Raw genomic sequence first — 16,595 nt, 5'->3', positions numbered from 1 at the left:
AAGCTTAACAATTAAAACGAAACATTTACACCACCTATTATATTAAAACCTAAACGGGGGTAATATAAGAAGCGTTCATAACCTTTGTTTAACAAATTATTTCCTCTGACATATACACCGATCTGTTTGGTGGCACGGTATTCTAAGCCTGCACTGATATCAACAAAGGAGGGCATGGATACCGTGACTGGTGCACTTGGATCGTTTCCGACTATTCCTGCGTATTGCTGATAACTTTTTGCTTTCATCGCATCATTGAAGAAGAGCTCGCCATCAATATATACTTTTTTACTGATGTTAATTCGTGTATTGGCAGCAAGGCGAAGCTTAGGAATATACCATGCTTCGGCTTCATTTTCAAGATCGTATTCATTAAATAATAAATTGCCTCCTAAGCTAACGGCTTCGGATACCCGCACGTTGATGTCTCCCTCTAAACCAAAAACTTTATTATTATCTCCACGATCATATATTATATCATATCTTGAAGGGGAGTTCGCTTGGATAGCGTAGAAGGGGAGATCACTGATTTGCTTGTAAAAGACACCTACTTTGTAGCCAAATGTGGCACCAACATTGCCTTTTAGCCCCCCGAAAACATGTAATTTCTCTAACATATTGCGTACAACCAAGGTGTTGCTGGTTGTGTCAAGAAAAGGACTTTCGGTAAGAAAAGGGTTTTCATTAGCCAATGATCTGAATGACGTTTTAACGACATCACCTTTCACACCGGCATAAATGCTTGCATATTCGGGTACTAATGCGAAATCAAAATCAACCGTTGGAAAAATATTATTTCTGTTCTCCTCACCGCCAAATTCACTTACAAAAGTGGCTCCTAATGTCAATTTATAATTCTTTCCCTGAAAGCGGATATATGGATTTAATCGCGCGATATGATTCCCCAGGCTTAAGCCGTTACTTTTTAAACTTGTAAAGTCACCGGAGACATTGGCGCCTACATTAAATGCATTGACTTTTTTGTTGATATTAGCACTTAGTGCAAAGGAATTCTCTTTTGTTGAAAAAGCATTGCCAAATAGGTAGCCATCAACCTTGAGAGAATAACTTAATAATTCCTCATTGTCCTCGTAATTGCTGTTTAATTCTCCCTTAAGATAAAGGTCGTTATAATGCTGCTTGGTGGGGTCTGTATTTAATTCGGGTTGAAGTGGGACAAAGCCATAGTACCGCGTGGCGTATCGGTTGAATCCTATCTCCCCATTCAATGTAATTCGGTCGAGGATACTTCTTCCGAATAATCCTATTTTTTGTTCGCTAAAATTTTGCCCCTCATAATCGGAACCTTTTTGACTGAGATGTTTTACAAAACCTCCTACTTGAAGCGCTTCGTCTTCGCCGTTGCTTATGTATACTTCACCCAACAACGTATTAAAATTTCCGGCACCTATTTTTGCGTAATTATTGGTCAGCACATCTGGTCGCATCGCGGGTAGTTGTTGTATTTCCAAGCGATGTGTCCCGGTATTGATATCGAGTTTCTTATCAAAAACGGAATAGTTGAGTTTAGATAAATACTTGCGGTTATTGGTAAGATCAGGGCTCTGTCTGATTTTTACAGCATCTGCCAAAATAGGTTTATAATCCCGAACAACTTCAATTTCACCTAAGTTTCCTTTAGCTTCCTCTTGCGGTACTTGCTCTTCCTCTTGCGCAAAAGCAACGAAGGAACAAAAGCCCAAGCCGATTAGTAATGTATATTTTAACATTGAAGAATTCAATATCATGGTATTTCTTTATTTAGATAGTATGAATGTCCTTAATTTATAAAGCTTGTTTTTCAATAGAAGATGAATCTTGCGATGTACTGTCTGTTTTCGTGCTGTCTATTTCCGTTTCCGTATTGTCTATCTCTGTACTATCTATCTTCGTACTGTCTACCTTCGTAGAATCACTTTTCGTTTTTACACTATCTGTTGCTTTCTTATTATCTACTTTTTTTCCAGTTAATTTCTCTAAACGTTCTTTTGCGGCAGGGAGGATATCATCTTCGCCCTCGTAATTCTCGATAATACTTTGTAAGGTACTTTTCGCTTGAAATTCATCTTTCAGTTTTGTATAGCAGTCAGCTAATAAGATAAAGCTTCTCGCAACCCAATAGTCATAGGATGGCATATTTTTAATGAGGTCGAAAGCGGTTTCCTGGGCTGCTTTATATTCGCCTGCCTCATATTGCAATTTACCGATATTGTATTTTGCTTCAGCACCAACAACTGTTTGACTGTTGGTTACAGCTTGATCCAATTCTTTTCGGGCGGTCGTTAAATCGCCTTTTAACATATGAGCCTTTGCAGCATAGAGATCTGCCTTCGCTTTGTCTTCCGTTGAAGATTTTTCATATTCCTTTACGTATCGCGCATACATCAATGTATTATCAAAATCGTGAATATTGAAATATGCGACCATCAAGTTGTTGATGGCGAAATTGTAATGTGATTTATACTCCGCGGTAAGTTCTAGCTTTTTCAATGGAGCAATAGCTTCATTGTATTTCTTTTGATCAAGATACAAACTGGATACACTCAATAAGGTACGTTCCGTGTAAGCACTTGTCCAATCGTTTAGAATAATATTGAAGTCGTGTAAGGCCTCTTGTGGATGTCCGGTTTTATACAAACTTTCCGCCCTGATAAAGCGTGCAAATTTTTCTTGTATTGGTTTCGGAAATTTGTCGAAATAAGCATTTACTGCTTCTATCGCTGCTTGATAATCACCCCTTGAAAAGTAATTGTTTGCCACTTGAAATGTAATATTATCCTGCTCGGCTGTTGACAAATCACCAATGGCAGTGGTTCCTGCATAATCTAAGAATCCTTGGGCATCCCCTTTGTCGATATAGATGTTCTGTATCGACTTCAGTGCTTGTTTGGCTTCCTCTGTTGTCGGATACTGTTCTACCACCCGTTGAAAGGTCCTAACCGCTGCATCATTGTTATCGCTATTGTATTGCACCAAGCCAATAGTTACAAGTGCTCTGGGAACATAACTACTGCGGGGATACTTCTCGATCATATCTTGCAAGCCTTGAATGGCAATTTCGTTTTCTCCCTTTAAAAAGAACGTATAGGGTATTTCAAAGCTCGCATCGTCTGCATAGTTCGAATTGGGGTACCTTGCCAGTAGATCCGTCATAATACTGATCTTCTCATCCGCATCGCCCTGTAAACCTCTGATAATACCGCTTTGGAATAAAGCATAATCCTGGGTTTTAGCCTTTGAACTCATGAGTTTATTGTACTGTCCCATTGCATTTCCATAATCCTTCAACATAAAATAGGAGTCACCTAAGCGAGCAATGGCGTCATTTCTTGTGTTCAGTTCGATAGGTTCTCCACTGTTTAAGAATTTAGCAAAGTAGCTGGCGGAAGTACGGTAATTGTCATTGCGGAAAGCGGCATAGGCAAGTGCGTAATTGGCATAATTATATATATCCGTGTTTTTTGCTGCTGGGTATTGTAAAAATTTGCTAAAATTCGTAGTGGCTTCGCCGTATTTTCTTACCTCGTACATTGCTTCTGCCTTCCAATAGGTTGCCAAAGCAAGTAGTTCTGGATCATAAGGATTCTGCTCCGAACGCATAAAAATAGAAATAGCGTTTTCAAAGGCCCGCTCATTGTAATATTCCAAGCCACGGAAATAAGTCACCTTTTGGTAGGCCGCATTTGCCTCTTTGGTTCTTTTTGGAATCGATTCCAAAATATCGACGGCTGATCGGTAATTCTTCGTGCTTAATAAAACTTCAGCTAATAATGTTTTAGCGTCATCCAGGTTTTTAGAACGAGGATAGGTTTTCAGGTATTCTTGTGTAGCATCCAAGGCTACTTGATGAAACTCGAGCTCATAGGATAATTTAGCATAGTTTAAAAGCCCTTGTTCTTTCATAGAAGGATCGAAATCGAGCTTAGAGGCCCTAAAAAAAGCGTTACGAGCGCTTTCTTTGTTGCCTAATTTTAAAAAAGAATCTCCCAGAATGATCATTCCGCTTTGAAAATAAGCATCTGGTTCTGTTAGCTTTTCAAGTTCTTTAATGGCCTTCTCGTAATTGCCGTTTTTGTAGGCAATATATCCGATCTGGTAATCGTCCTGGTTATTTTGAGTTTTCCCTTGGTCCTGCGCTTGAAACTTGTCGTAATACTCCTTTGCCTTGGTCAAGTCGTTTTTCGCAAAATAGGTTGCTCCAACAATACGAAAGATTTCTGTCTCATTCTCTTGTTTCGTTCTTTCTAAAATAGGGAGTATATAGGAAAGTACATCATCATAGCGTTTATCTAGGAAATAAAGCGCAGCTATGTAGTAGGGATAGCTGTTTTCGTATGTTTTTGAACCTTTTAAGCGCTCAAACTCTTTTAGCGCAATTTTGTATTCTGTATCCAAGTAGGAAAGATATGCATAATAATATATCGAAGCTTCCTGATATTGGCCTCGTTCTTCTTTTAAGCCCTCAAATAAAGGTTTTGCTGCTTTATAATCTTCCGTCATAAAGAGCGAATAACCCAATTTGAAACGATACTCGGTATTTTCAGAACCGCTTAAATTTCCGCCGTCCAATTTTTTAAACCATTCGATAGCTTTTGGGTAATTTTTCTTTGCAAAGTAAGAACGGCCAACTTGAAAATAAGCCGCCTTTGTATTGGCACTTGTCGGATGATCTTTTATAAATTTTAGGAATAGACCTTCGGCATCGTGATTGCCTAATTCAAGTGCGCATACCGCTTGATAGAAACGTGCGTTTTCTTTCAGTAATGAAATTTGGTCACTTTCATCTTGTTGTATAGTCGTGTTGGTACGGATGGTTTCAACTTTACCAAGCTGGTTGTAAGCAGAGGAATATTTCCCTCTTTCGTATAGCTCCATACCTGTTTTATAGGCCTGATTGAGGGATTGCCAAGCACTTTGTTGAGCGACGGCACTGCTGGCGAAAAGACTAAGGGCTAGACTAATACGAGTGAATTTATTAAACATATTGTTCAAATTCTTTTTATGCTAAATTAATGGGATGTTATGAAGTTTTGTACACTATTACTTAACAAATGTTAATAACCTCTTACTATAACGGCAATAATTGTGAAATAATGTGCATGCTAATTATTTTTGCTTTATGCGGTTTTAAACGCGTTTTCCGGCAAGTAAATAAAGGACAGCCATTCTTACCGCTACACCATTTTGAACCTGATCTAAGATAATTGAATGTTGACTGTCGGCGACATCGCTTGTAATTTCCACGCCGCGATTAATAGGTCCAGGATGCATAATCGTTATTTTCTTATCCAATGATTCGAGGATGGCCTTGTTTAATCCATACAACATGGAATACTCTCGCAAAGAGGGGAAATAATTGATGTCCTGACGTTCCAATTGAATGCGCAACATGTTGGCCACATCACACCAGCGAAGTGCTTTGAGCAGGTCATGCTCCACTTTGACACCCAATGAAGTAATGTATTTCGGGATGAGCGTTGTTGGGCCGCAAACCAATACCTCAGCACCAAGTTTTTGCAAACATAATATATTGGAAAGTGCAACACGGGAATGTAGGATATCCCCGATAATGGCTACTTTTTTTCCGGCGACATCACCATATTGCTCTCTTATGGAGAATGCGTCAAGCAGCGCCTGGGTTGGGTGTTCGTGAGCGCCATCTCCCGCATTTATGATTTGAGCGTCAACATGTTTACTTAAGAATACACCGGCACCTGGATAAGGATGTCGCATAACGATCATATCTACCTTCATTGCCAATATATTATTTACCGTATCAATCAGTGTTTCTCCTTTACTAACGGAAGAGGAAGAGGCAGCAAAGTTGATGACGTCCGCAGACAGACGTTTTTCAGCAAGTTCAAAGGACAACCGGGTTCGTGTTGAATTTTCAAAAAAAACATTGGCTATTGTAATGTCCCTTAAAGAGGGAACCTTTTTGATTGGGCGATTGATCACATCTTTAAAAGTGCTGGCCGTATCTAATAGAAGGTGGATATCGTCTGCGGACAGATCCTTTATGCCGAGAAGGTGTTTGGTGCTTAGCTGTTGTGCTGTTTCTGCCATTGTAATATGCAATCAAAAAATTTCTAAATGTTTTCTTCTGTTAAAAGGATTACTTGGTCTTGCGTATCTGTTTCGCGCCAGTTAACAATAACCCGTTGCGAATTAATAGAGTCTACTTGAATGCCTATATAATCCGGTTGTATAGGTAGATGCCGCGAAAATCGGCGATCCACAAGAACAAGCAGCTCCACTTTTTCCGGACGCCCAAAGGCTTGAATAGCATCCAGTGACGATCGAATGGTTCGACCTGTCCACAACACGTCATCGATCAGAATTACGCTTTTATTCTCTATTACAAAATTTATATTCGTGCTATTGGGAACAAGCGGCCCGCTTTCTTTGCGTCGAAAATCATCTCTATAGAAAGTGATATCAAGCTCGCCGAATAAAATATGGTCGATTTGCAATATTCTTTGCAATTCTTCTCTTATCCGTTGGGCCAGATAAATACCCCTGGGTTGGATACCAATGATGACTGAATTCCTGAAATCATGATGGTTCTCAATTAACTGTTGGCAAAGACGCTGAATCGTGAGTTGAAATTTTAGACCACTTAATAATATAGATTGTTGCATTAGAAATCTGTTTGGTTGAGCGTATAAAACCTTATTTTTTTCTTTTTCCCTGCTAATCTTCGTAATTGCCTCAAGCTAATGGAATTATTTTGTTTATTCTGCAAACTTAGATAAAATTGGTTTCATATGCAATGATTGTGCAATTGTTCATGATCCATCAGAGCAGAAACGAATCAGCCTGTTTACCTATGTTTTTGCTTTTGGGAAAACCGTTGTTAATCGCATCCTATCAGTAATGAAGCTGGCGTAGTAAATCAGCAAAGAAGACGACGAGTATATCAGGCTTTACAGATCAAGAGAGTAGTTATCGGATTTCCAAAAACAAATGAAGCCGTCAAATGGTTGTTGGTTTACTAGATGGAATATATTATGAGAACGTTATTTTATATTATTGCAGTTATATTATTGATAGGATGGGCCCTGGGTACTTTTGTATACGCCGTGGGAAACTTAATCTATATATTATTGGTACTGGCCATTGTGGCACTTGTTCTTGGCTTGGCACGTAGAAGGAATACAGGAGGAAACTAGTTAATGCGCCTTATCTCTTACTTCATCCGCCTGATCGTTTCCCGATAAATCGGGCCTGTATTTAAGTGTAGGGTCTAACCAGTACATCTGTATTATACGTGAGTATCGATAGTTAATAGGAGCTAAAAGTAAAATTCCGGGAATGATGATGCCAACATATAGCCAGGGATTATCAGATCCACCTGATAAAATGAAAGTAGCGATACCAAGCGTTACTATTTCTGCGACATTAAAAACATAAGTGACGTACATGGCCGTGTAGAAATAACCGGGATTTCGTTCGAAGGTTAAACCGCAATGGCTACATTCCTCGTACATTTTATTGGAATAAAAGCTCTTGAACATATTGCCTCGCCTGCAACGTGGACATTTTCCTTTTAACATGGAAGGAAAGGTTGGGATGAATTTTTCGGAATGCGTATTTTGAGCCATGTGGATTGAACAATTTAGTCTTTTGTAATGGGTGTCATCTCAACGCAGCGTTTTTATTTTTGAGGTGCGGCCACAACGAAAAGAAGTGTCTTAAACTGACTTTCTAACGCAAATATAGGGAATTAATAGCACCAAAATAGAATCCGAACGTTTATCGATCGTTATTAAACGTGTCACCTTGATTTATGTCGCCGCTTTCATAACCTTTTTTAAACCAATAAACTCTTTGTGCGGAAGTTCCATGCGTAAAGGCATCGGGTACAATCTGTCCCTGTGTCTGCATTTGAAGTTTGTCGTCGCCTATTGCGTTAGCCGCTTGCAGACCGGCTTCAATATCGCCTTCTTCCAGTAATTGCTCTAATTGATTGGCGTGATGGGCCCATACCCCCGCAAGAAAGTCAGCCTGTAACTCCAGTTTAACGGATAGCTTATTGTATTCTTTTTCGCTTAGGCGCCCACGCATCTGTTGTACTTTATCCATTGTACCATTCAAATGTTGTATATGATGGCCAACCTCATGCGCAATAACATAGACCATAGCAAACTCTCCGGGAGCACCGAATCTGTTTTTTAGTTCGTCATTAAAGCTCAGATCGATAAAGAGTTTTTGGTCAGCCGGACAATAAAAAGGTCCCATAGCAGTTAACCCGGCACCGCACTCCGTAGAAGTTTGGTCGCGGTACACTACCAAGGTCGGTTTTTGATAAGTAGCTTCTTCTTGCTGAAAAAGATGAGCCCAAACATCTTCTGTACTGGCTAAAACAGTTCTGACAAAGGAGGTTAATTCTTTTTCCTCCGCGCTAATCTCGACGGCTTGTTCCTGCTGGGGGGCAGCAGTTTGCAATTGCTGCAGGACCTGCCCAGGGTCGCCTCCTAAAAAGCTAACGATTAACGCAATGACGATGGCACCAATTCCACCCCCAACAGCTAAACCTCTTCCGGACATTCCTCTTCGATCTTCGAAGTTGTCACTTTCTCTTCTGCCTTTCCAGCGCATAATGTATATTTCGTTAAATGGTTATGCTTGGTAAACAAAAAAAGCCTCAAATGGTTGAGGCTCTTAATTGATTGAAATCAATTAAGCAGTCTTTTAGAACGAAAAATCGTCATCTTTTTTTGCATCAGCGGCTATTCCATTTTCGCTGAACTCGTAACGCTTCTCAACTACTTCTTGATGGGCCTTAATATATTCTACTGTTTCATTAAGTCCTTCGGCAAACTTTTCAAAGTCTTCTTTATACAAGAAAATCTTATGTTTTACAAACACGCCGTCTTCCAATCTCTTCTTACTCTCTGTAATGGTTACATAGTAATCATTCGATCTCGTGGCTTTCACGTCAAAAAAATAGGTACGCTTTCCTGCTCTTACCTTTTTTGAAAAAACTTCTTCCCGTTCTTTGTTGTCAAAATCTCCCATTGTCAAATCTTTAAGTTTAAGTTCTCCGATTCGGTATAAATATAAATCAATATTTTCTAATAATGCAAATTGAATTTAACAATGGCTGAAAAAAATAGGCTATTAAAAACTTCTTTTCCGAAAAAAAAGCGACCTGGGTTACTCGTTTCCGCTTTTTTTTTCTTTTTCTTAAGGTTGATAAAAAAATGAAAAAATGTATGCGTTTAAACGACTATTTATCTAATAAATAGTCAAAACGATCACCAAAGTCTTCATCAATTCGATGACTTTTAATCATGTCATCATCTAAATCTACGCGATAATTTCTAAAAGGTATTTCCGCACCTAAACTTTTTAATAAAGTATATAGCGAGTTTAGATCAAATTCCGATCGCTGTAAACGTATCAAATATTGATTGTCAGTGATTTCAATTTTGAAGCTTTCCATGGTCGCAAATGTTGTTTTTACCAAAGTTTGGAATTGCTTATGAGTTGAGGATTAATTTTATATGAAGTTTTGGTTAAAAGATGCGTCGTTAAGGGGGAGTCAATTAGCCAATGTGATGATTAGCCAATGTGATAATGAGGCGTGCGCCCCGTGGACTCAAAACCAGCGACTCACAACCGGCAACTAACAACTAACAACTAATAACTAAACAGCGGCTTGTGCGAGCTTAAAGCTTATTGCTTACAGCAAAAATAAAACGGCACTCTTTTGAGAGCGCCATTTTATTTTTAAGCCTGTTAAGCTTGATTCTTACGGATAATATTCAAAGCACCACCGGCTTTGAACCACTCTATCTGCTGGGCATTATACGTGTGATTTACCTGAATGCGATCTTCGGTTCCATCTGTGTGATGCAATATAACCGTTAATTGCTTTTCGGGGGCGAAGTCAGTTAGACCAACGATGTCAATGATGTCGTCTTCCTTGATTAAATCATAATCAGCAGGATTATTGAATGTTAAAGCTAACATCCCTTGCTTTTTAAGATTCGTTTCGTGGATACGGGCAAAAGATTTAACCAATATAACACGGACACCTAAATGGCGTGGTTCCATGGCGGCGTGTTCTCTTGAAGAGCCCTCTCCATAGTTTTCGTCCCCTACGACAATGGTATTTATTCCAGCGGCTTTATAAGCGCGTTGCGTAGCAGGTACCGGACCATATGATCCTGTTAATTGATTTTTAACATTATCAGCAGAATCATTAAAATAGTTGATAGCACCTATCAACATATTGTTCGAAATATTATCCAAATGTCCACGATACTTCAACCAAGGGCCTGCCATGGAAATATGGTCAGTAGTACATTTGCCTTTTGCTTTGATTAGCAGTTTTAAACCGGTAAGATCTGTACCCTCCCAAGCTTTAAACGGTTCAAGCAGCTGTAGACGATCTGATGTAGGATTTACAATTACCTGAACTTGACTGCCGTCTTCTGCCGGTGCTTGGTATCCAGCGTCTTCAACAGCAAAGCCCTTAACAGGTAGTTCAAGTCCTTTTGGTTCATCTAATTTAACTTGTTCGCCTTTTTCATTCGTAAGCGTATCGGTCAACGGATTAAATAAGAGCGACCCCGATATCGCTAAAGCGGTCACAATTTCCGGAGAGGCAACAAAAGAGTGCGTATTTGGATTACCATCGGCACGCTTTGCAAAATTTCGGTTAAAGGAAGTAATGATTGAATTCTTTTCCTTCTTTTCGGCACCGTGGCGAGCCCATTGACCAATACAGGGTCCACAAGCATTGGCTAAAACAACGCCACCGATTTTGTCGAAGGTCTCTAAGAAACCATCGCGTTCAACGGTATAACGAACTTGCTCTGAGCCGGGGGTAACGGTATATTCAGACTTGGCGACTAAATTTTTTGCTACAGCCTGCTCCGCGAGCGACGCGGCGCGGCTGATATCTTCGTAAGAGGAGTTTGTGCAAGAACCAATCAAGCCTACTTCCAATTTTTCGGGCCAACCATTTTCTTTAACGGCAGCAGCAAATTTTGAAATTGGCCAAGCTAAATCCGGCGTAAAGGGTCCGTTAATATGTGGTTCCAATTCGGAAAGATTGATTTCGATTACCTGATCGAAGTATTGTTCCGGGTTTTCGTATACTTCAGCATCCCCGGTCAGGTGTTCTTTAATGTCATTTGCTAAATCGGCTATATCAGCGCGATCCGTACCGCGTAAATAGGCTTCTGATTTTTCATCATAGCCAAAAATCGAGGTTGTAGCACCGATTTCTGCACCCATATTACAAATGGTTCCTTTACCTGTTGCCGATAGCGAACGGGCACCTTCTCCGAAATACTCAACGATTGCACCGGTTCCGCCCTTAACAGTTAGAATACCTGCAACTTTTAAGATCACATCTTTCGCCGCGGTCCAACCACTTAATTTACCAGTTAATTTTACACCGATGAGTTTAGGGAATTTAAGTTCCCAGGGTAGTCCTGCCATAACATCACAAGCATCGGCACCGCCAACACCGATAGCAATCATGCCCAAACCACCCGCATTCGGTGTATGTGAATCCGTGCCGATCATCATGCCACCTGGAAAAGCATAGTTTTCCAATACAACTTGATGAATGATGCCTGCCCCGGGCTTCCAAAAGCCAATACCATATTTGTTTGATACCGATGCTAAGAAATCATAAACTTCTTTGTTTTGATCGGTTGCTACGGCTAAATCAGTCGCTGCACCTACTTTAGCCTGGATTAAATGATCGCAATGTACAGTAGAAGGGACAGCTACCTGCGGCCGGCCAGCTTGCATAAATTGAAGAAGAGCCATCTGTGCTGTTGCATCTTGCATCGCTACCCGATCCGGAGCAAAATCTACATAAGACTTCCCACGGCCGTAGGCCTCCTTTGCTTCGCCATCCCAAAGGTGAGCATATAAAATTTTCTCCGTTAAAGTAAGTGGTTTACCGACAACATTACGGGCAGCCGTTATCCGACTTTGGTAGCGTCCGTAAACCGCTTTGATCATTTCTATATCAAACGCCATTTTATAAATATTTTTTGGATTTACAATGCTCTAAAGGCTGTTGTGGAGCAACAAACCTGCTGCACTCATTATCAGCATTAAAGCGAGACGAATTTACAAAAAAAGAGATGAAAATCGCATTTTTAAAGGCTTAAGGCCTTATTTGGAAATATTCTAAACAGTTGTAGGTGAATGGTATAGGGCAAAAAGGTATACACGATAAATGGCGGCGTATCCTGCCCGAAGTCTGTGGTCTATGGCGCATCGTCGGAAAGAATTTTTAGGCTAGTAAAAAAATATCCGTACCTTAGCAACCCCAAATTTTCTTTAATGGAAACAACATTTGATTTTGAAAAGCCGATTGCCGATTTGTTAATGCAAATTGAGAAGGTAAACCAAGTGGCCGAAAAGACGAAAGTGGATATGTCTGCCACAATTACCGAGTTGCAAGGGAAATTAGCGGAAACCCGTAAAGAGATCTACAGTAACTTGAGTGGCTGGCAAAAGGTACAGATGGCGCGTCATGCGGATCGTCCTCAAACGTTGGACTATATACACATGATCTGTGAAGATTTTGTGGAATTACACGGCGATCGAAATGTGAACGATGACAAAGCAATTGTCGGCGGATTAGCAAAGCTGGGCGGTCATTCGGTCATGGTTATCGGTCATCAGAAAGGTAAAAATACAAAAGAACGTCAGTTCCGTAACTTCGGCATGGCGAATCCGGAGGGGTATCGAAAAGCTTTGCGGTTAATGCGAATGGCTGAAAAGTTTGGCAAACCGGTGATTACGTTTGTAGACACCATGGGGGCTTATCCAGGGATTGAGGCTGAAGAGCGTGGACAGGCAGAGGCCATCGCACGAAATCTATTGGAAATGTCGGTTCTGAAAGTTCCTGTCATTTGTATCATCATAGGGGAAGGGGCTTCCGGCGGCGCAATCGGTATCGGTATCGGCGACAAGGTTTATATGTTAGAGCATTCTTGGTATTCGGTCATTTCACCTGAGTCCTGTTCTTCAATCTTGTGGCGGAGTTGGGATTACAAGGAAAAGGCGGCCGAGTGCTTAAAACTTACCGCAGAGAACATGTACAGCAATGGTCTTATAGACGGTATATTGCCAGAGCCTTTGGGAGGAGCACATCAAGACCCGCATCAGATGGCGGAAACAATAAAAGAGCAACTGGTAAAAGATATTGTTGAATTAGGTACTAAACAAATTGATACGCTGGTGAATGATCGCATTGAGAAGTTCTGTTCGATGGGGGTGGTCGTAGAGTAATTTTGCCTTTTTACCAGCTAAACAACAGCCAGGGATTACCTTCGGTGAGCTCCCCGTTGGTCGGTTTCGCTTTAAAAAAACGTTTTTCTTAATCAGCTTTTTTCATCATTAGTTAGTTTCAAAGGCATTCAAGCTTTCCCTACGGGAAGGTTCTTGATAAAAAGTTGAACAAACCGAAGAATGTAGTGATGAGTTCATGAACACCTTTAAAAATAAACAAGCGTGAATAAATCAAGGCAGTGTCCTCCAAGGCCGTTTTTCCGCGCGCAAGGCTTATTAGGGCTAAAGAAATAATACGTCCGGTTAAAAGCATCAACTGTTGGTTTCTGAAGATGTCGCCTAGGAAATTTGCGGTTTGCACGTTGATGCACTACCGTTGTAGCAAAGTTCCAAGCGACGAGTTTTTGCGTCACTTTTTGCGGGAAAAAGTGACTAAAGAAAAATGTTCTTATAATATATACACCCTCATCCAAAGGTTAAAGGCGAGTCCTAAGACTACAGCAAGCTTTTTGTTTTTTTTGCCATAAAAAAGTAAACAAAATACCTAACTTTGGCCCATGCAAGAAAAAATTATTATTCTTGACTTTGGTTCGCAGTACACACAGTTGATCGCTCGCCGGGTCAGAGAGCTAAATGTATATTGTGAAATACATCCTTTCAACCATTTACCATCATTTGACGAGCATGTAAAAGGTATTATTTTTTCAGGTAGTCCCTCGTCTGTTCGTCAGGACGACGCTCCACAAATCGACTTCAAACAATTTCATGGAAAAATTCCTTTATTAGGCGTTTGTTATGGTGCTCAATATATTGCGCAGCACGCAGGAGGTGAAGTCGCACCTTCTGAAATTAGGGAATATGGTCGGGCAAATTTGTTGTTCGTGAATCAAGAGAGTGCGCTGCTCAAAGACATTCCATTAGATTCGCAAGTATGGATGTCACATGGGGATACGATTAAGTATGTACCGGAAGGCTTCGAAATCATTGCCAGTACGGACAAAGTGCAGGTAGCTGCTTATCATATTAAGGATTCCAGTACCTACGGTATCCAATTTCACCCAGAGGTTACGCATAGTTTAGACGGGAAGAAGCTGTTGGAAAACTTTGTGTTGAATATTTGTGGCTGCAGTCAGGACTGGACACCCGATACATTTATTGAAACAACGATTGCAGAACTAAAAGAAAAACTACAAAATGACCACGTTATCTTAGCCCTATCGGGAGGAGTGGATTCTTCGGTAGCTGCCGTGCTTTTACATCAAGCGATCGGAAAGAACTTACACTGTATATTTGTTGATAACGGTCTACTCCGAAAAGATGAATTTGAGCAGGTGCTCGATTCGTATAAACATATGGGGTTAAATATAAAAGGTATCGATGCCAAATCACTTTTTTATGATAAGCTGAAAGGCGTGACCGATCCGGAGCGTAAGCGGAAAATTATCGGTGGTGCTTTTATAGATGTATTTGATCAGGCCGCTCATGAGGTGCAGCAAGAACTGCCGGAAGGAGTTGAAGTGAAGTGGTTAGGGCAGGGAACGATTTATCCGGATGTGATTGAATCCGTTTCGGTAAAGGGGCCTTCTGCTACGATCAAATCGCATCATAATGTTGGCGGCCTGCCCGATTTTATGAAACTAAAAGTAGTGGAACCTTTAAATACGCTCTTTAAGGACGAAGTGCGTAGGGTAGGAGCTGCCTTGGGAATTGATCCATTAATTTTAGGGCGTCATCCTTTTCCGGGGCCGGGCCTCGGAATCCGTATATTAGGTGACATCACGGCCGAAAAAGTGAACATCTTACAGCAAGCGGATGCAATTTATATCAGAAACTTGCGCGAGTCGGGTTGGTATAACAAGGTATGGCAGGCAGGAGCTATCTTTTTACCCGTTCAATCTGTTGGTGTTATGGGGGATGAACGGACCTATGAATATGTTATAGCGTTAAGAGCTGTCGGTTCCTTGGATGGGATGACGGCGGATTGGATTCACCTTCCGTACGATCTTCTAGCGAAGATATCAAATGAAATTATTAATCACGTAAAAGGGATAAACCGAGTTGTTTATGATATTAGTTCAAAACCACCGGCTACCATTGAGTGGGAGTAAAATAGTAGCTTTTGTACTACTTTTAAGTATGTTGGGAGCATGTACTCCCAAGGTGCTGAGGCCTGGTGCGGGTCGTAAAGATACGAAGGAACCTACTAAGGAAAAGCCGGAAAAGGAAAATAAGGAAGGAGAAACGAAAGTTGTTGAGAAACGGGCGCATTTCAATAATATTGCGTTGCTTTTGCCCTTTCAATTGGATAAAGTAATCGATTCATTGCCTAACAAACGGGATGTGGAACGATCGAGTTTGGCGTTGGATTTTTACCAAGGCTTCAAACTTGGATTGGATAATCTTACAGCAAGTGGTGATAACTTCAAGCTTGAAGTATTGGACACACGCGATAATGTAGCAGAAGTGAAAAAATTGGCCGTGGGGAAAAGTACAGAAGAGGCTGCATTAATCGTAGGTCCGGTTTTTCCAACAGAAATCAACGCTTTTAGCGATGCAGCAAATCTTAGTGGTAAATTGCAGATTTCACCTTTGGCGGCTCGGAGCCCTTCTCAATATCAGACGAACAAATTGGTTACGGTCACGCCTCCAATTGATGTCCATGCCCAAGTGTTAGCAAAATATATCGCATCGGAATATGAAATCGGAGATCATGTGGTCCTATTGAATAATATTGATGAAGACAGCGAAAAATTACTTGTCCCGCTCCGCGCAGCATTGGATAAACAAGCGGTTAAATACAGCGAATTGCATGAATTAAACGAGATAGAGGCTAGTTTAAACAGCGTTGGAAAAAATATGGTTGTAAATGCTTCTACTAACCAGTTTTTTATTGCACAGCTATTAGCTAGTTTATATAAGTTAAAAACAGAGAGCGCTTATAATATCTCGTTGGTCGGTCATCCCAACTGGAGCAAATTGGACTTAAACCCGGATTACTTATCCGCACTTCAAACATGTATTAGCTCTTCCTATTTTATTGATGAAAAAAAACCGGAAGTGCAGAAGTTTAGGCAAAATTATTCAGCTTTGTTTAAGGTGATTCCTTCAGAATTTGCATTTAAAGGATATGATACCGGGGTGTTTTTCGGGCGATTGTTGGCTAAATATCCGAAGGATTATGCAGAAAAACTCATAAAAGAAAAGCATATGGGCACTTCCATTGGTTTCGAGTTTGTACTCGATCCTACCATGGGTTATATCAATAACAGTGTCCGTTTATTGCGATTTAATGGTCAATTTTATCGACCGCTTTAGGGAACGAT

Annotated in this window: 13 protein-coding genes; 4 read left to right on the top strand and 9 right to left on the bottom strand. The window is 40.6% G+C overall.

The features are described from left to right. Nucleotides 1–11: 11 nt before the first annotated feature. The 4 genes from RYH73_RS16840 to pyrR form a co-directional block, all read right to left on the bottom strand. On the bottom strand, nucleotides 12–1,730 hold the full coding sequence (locus RYH73_RS16840) for a hypothetical protein (RefSeq protein ID WP_335314617.1): 1,719 nt from the start codon (nucleotides 1,728–1,730) through the stop codon (nucleotides 12–14). 55 nt (nucleotides 1,731–1,785) lie between these two features. Then, the gene (locus RYH73_RS16835) at nucleotides 1,786–4,983 is read right to left on the bottom strand and encodes a tetratricopeptide repeat protein (protein WP_335314616.1); all 3,198 of its coding nucleotides are present in this window, start codon (nucleotides 4,981–4,983) and stop codon (nucleotides 1,786–1,788) included. Between the two features lie 144 nt (nucleotides 4,984–5,127). Beyond that, nucleotides 5,128–6,066: an aspartate carbamoyltransferase catalytic subunit gene (locus tag RYH73_RS16830; RefSeq protein ID WP_335314615.1), complete on the bottom strand. Its 939-nt coding sequence runs from the start codon at nucleotides 6,064–6,066 to the stop codon at nucleotides 5,128–5,130. Between the two features lie 23 nt (nucleotides 6,067–6,089). Continuing rightward, complete coding sequence (gene pyrR, locus RYH73_RS16825; RefSeq protein WP_335314614.1) at nucleotides 6,090–6,641, bottom strand: bifunctional pyr operon transcriptional regulator/uracil phosphoribosyltransferase PyrR; 552 nt, start codon at nucleotides 6,639–6,641, stop codon at nucleotides 6,090–6,092. A gap of 369 nt (nucleotides 6,642–7,010) precedes the next feature. Between pyrR and RYH73_RS16820 the strand changes: the two genes are divergently transcribed. Then, nucleotides 7,011–7,172: a lmo0937 family membrane protein gene (locus RYH73_RS16820; RefSeq protein ID WP_335314613.1), complete on the top strand. Its 162-nt coding sequence runs from the start codon at nucleotides 7,011–7,013 to the stop codon at nucleotides 7,170–7,172. Here the strand turns inward: RYH73_RS16820 and RYH73_RS16815 are convergent, their stop codons facing one another. The 5 genes from RYH73_RS16815 to RYH73_RS16795 form a co-directional block, all read right to left on the bottom strand. Further along, nucleotides 7,173–7,604: a DUF983 domain-containing protein gene (locus tag RYH73_RS16815; RefSeq protein WP_335314612.1), complete on the bottom strand. Its 432-nt coding sequence runs from the start codon at nucleotides 7,602–7,604 to the stop codon at nucleotides 7,173–7,175. A 151-nt stretch (nucleotides 7,605–7,755) separates the two neighbouring features. Next, on the bottom strand, nucleotides 7,756–8,601 hold the full coding sequence (gene ypfJ / locus RYH73_RS16810; protein WP_335314611.1) for a KPN_02809 family neutral zinc metallopeptidase: 846 nt from the start codon (nucleotides 8,599–8,601) through the stop codon (nucleotides 7,756–7,758). 93 nt (nucleotides 8,602–8,694) lie between these two features. Further along, nucleotides 8,695–9,021 (bottom strand): DUF3276 family protein, encoded by a 327-nt coding sequence (locus RYH73_RS16805; RefSeq protein ID WP_335314610.1) that lies wholly within the window; start codon nucleotides 9,019–9,021, stop codon nucleotides 8,695–8,697. 211 nt (nucleotides 9,022–9,232) lie between these two features. After that, nucleotides 9,233–9,448: a hypothetical protein gene (locus RYH73_RS16800; RefSeq protein ID WP_335314609.1), complete on the bottom strand. Its 216-nt coding sequence runs from the start codon at nucleotides 9,446–9,448 to the stop codon at nucleotides 9,233–9,235. Nucleotides 9,449–9,744: 296 nt separating this feature from the next. Beyond that, nucleotides 9,745–12,009, bottom strand: a complete 2,265-nt coding sequence (locus RYH73_RS16795; protein ID WP_335314608.1) for an aconitate hydratase — start codon at nucleotides 12,007–12,009, stop codon at nucleotides 9,745–9,747. 309 nt (nucleotides 12,010–12,318) lie between these two features. Here RYH73_RS16795 and RYH73_RS16790 point away from each other — a divergent pair, with 309 nt between their 5' ends. From RYH73_RS16790 to RYH73_RS16780, 3 genes are all read left to right on the top strand, one after another. After that, nucleotides 12,319–13,272, top strand: a complete 954-nt coding sequence (locus RYH73_RS16790) for an acetyl-CoA carboxylase carboxyltransferase subunit alpha (RefSeq protein ID WP_335314885.1) — start codon at nucleotides 12,319–12,321, stop codon at nucleotides 13,270–13,272. 557 nt (nucleotides 13,273–13,829) lie between these two features. After that, entirely contained in the window at nucleotides 13,830–15,380 is a 1,551-nt protein-coding gene (gene guaA, locus RYH73_RS16785) for a glutamine-hydrolyzing GMP synthase (protein WP_335314607.1), read from the top strand. After that, nucleotides 15,337–16,587: an ABC transporter substrate-binding protein gene (locus RYH73_RS16780; RefSeq protein ID WP_335314606.1), complete on the top strand. Its 1,251-nt coding sequence runs from the start codon at nucleotides 15,337–15,339 to the stop codon at nucleotides 16,585–16,587. Before guaA ends, RYH73_RS16780 begins: the two co-directional genes overlap by 44 nt. The last annotated feature ends 8 nt before the right edge of the window (nucleotides 16,588–16,595 follow it).

Origin of the sequence: Olivibacter sp. CPCC 100613 (genome assembly GCF_036959255.1) — a bacterium.
In the GTDB taxonomy this organism is placed as follows: domain Bacteria; phylum Bacteroidota; class Bacteroidia; order Sphingobacteriales; family Sphingobacteriaceae; genus Olivibacter.
The sequence above is the reverse complement of the archived record's forward strand: the minus strand, read 5'-3'. Positions and strand labels throughout refer to the sequence as shown.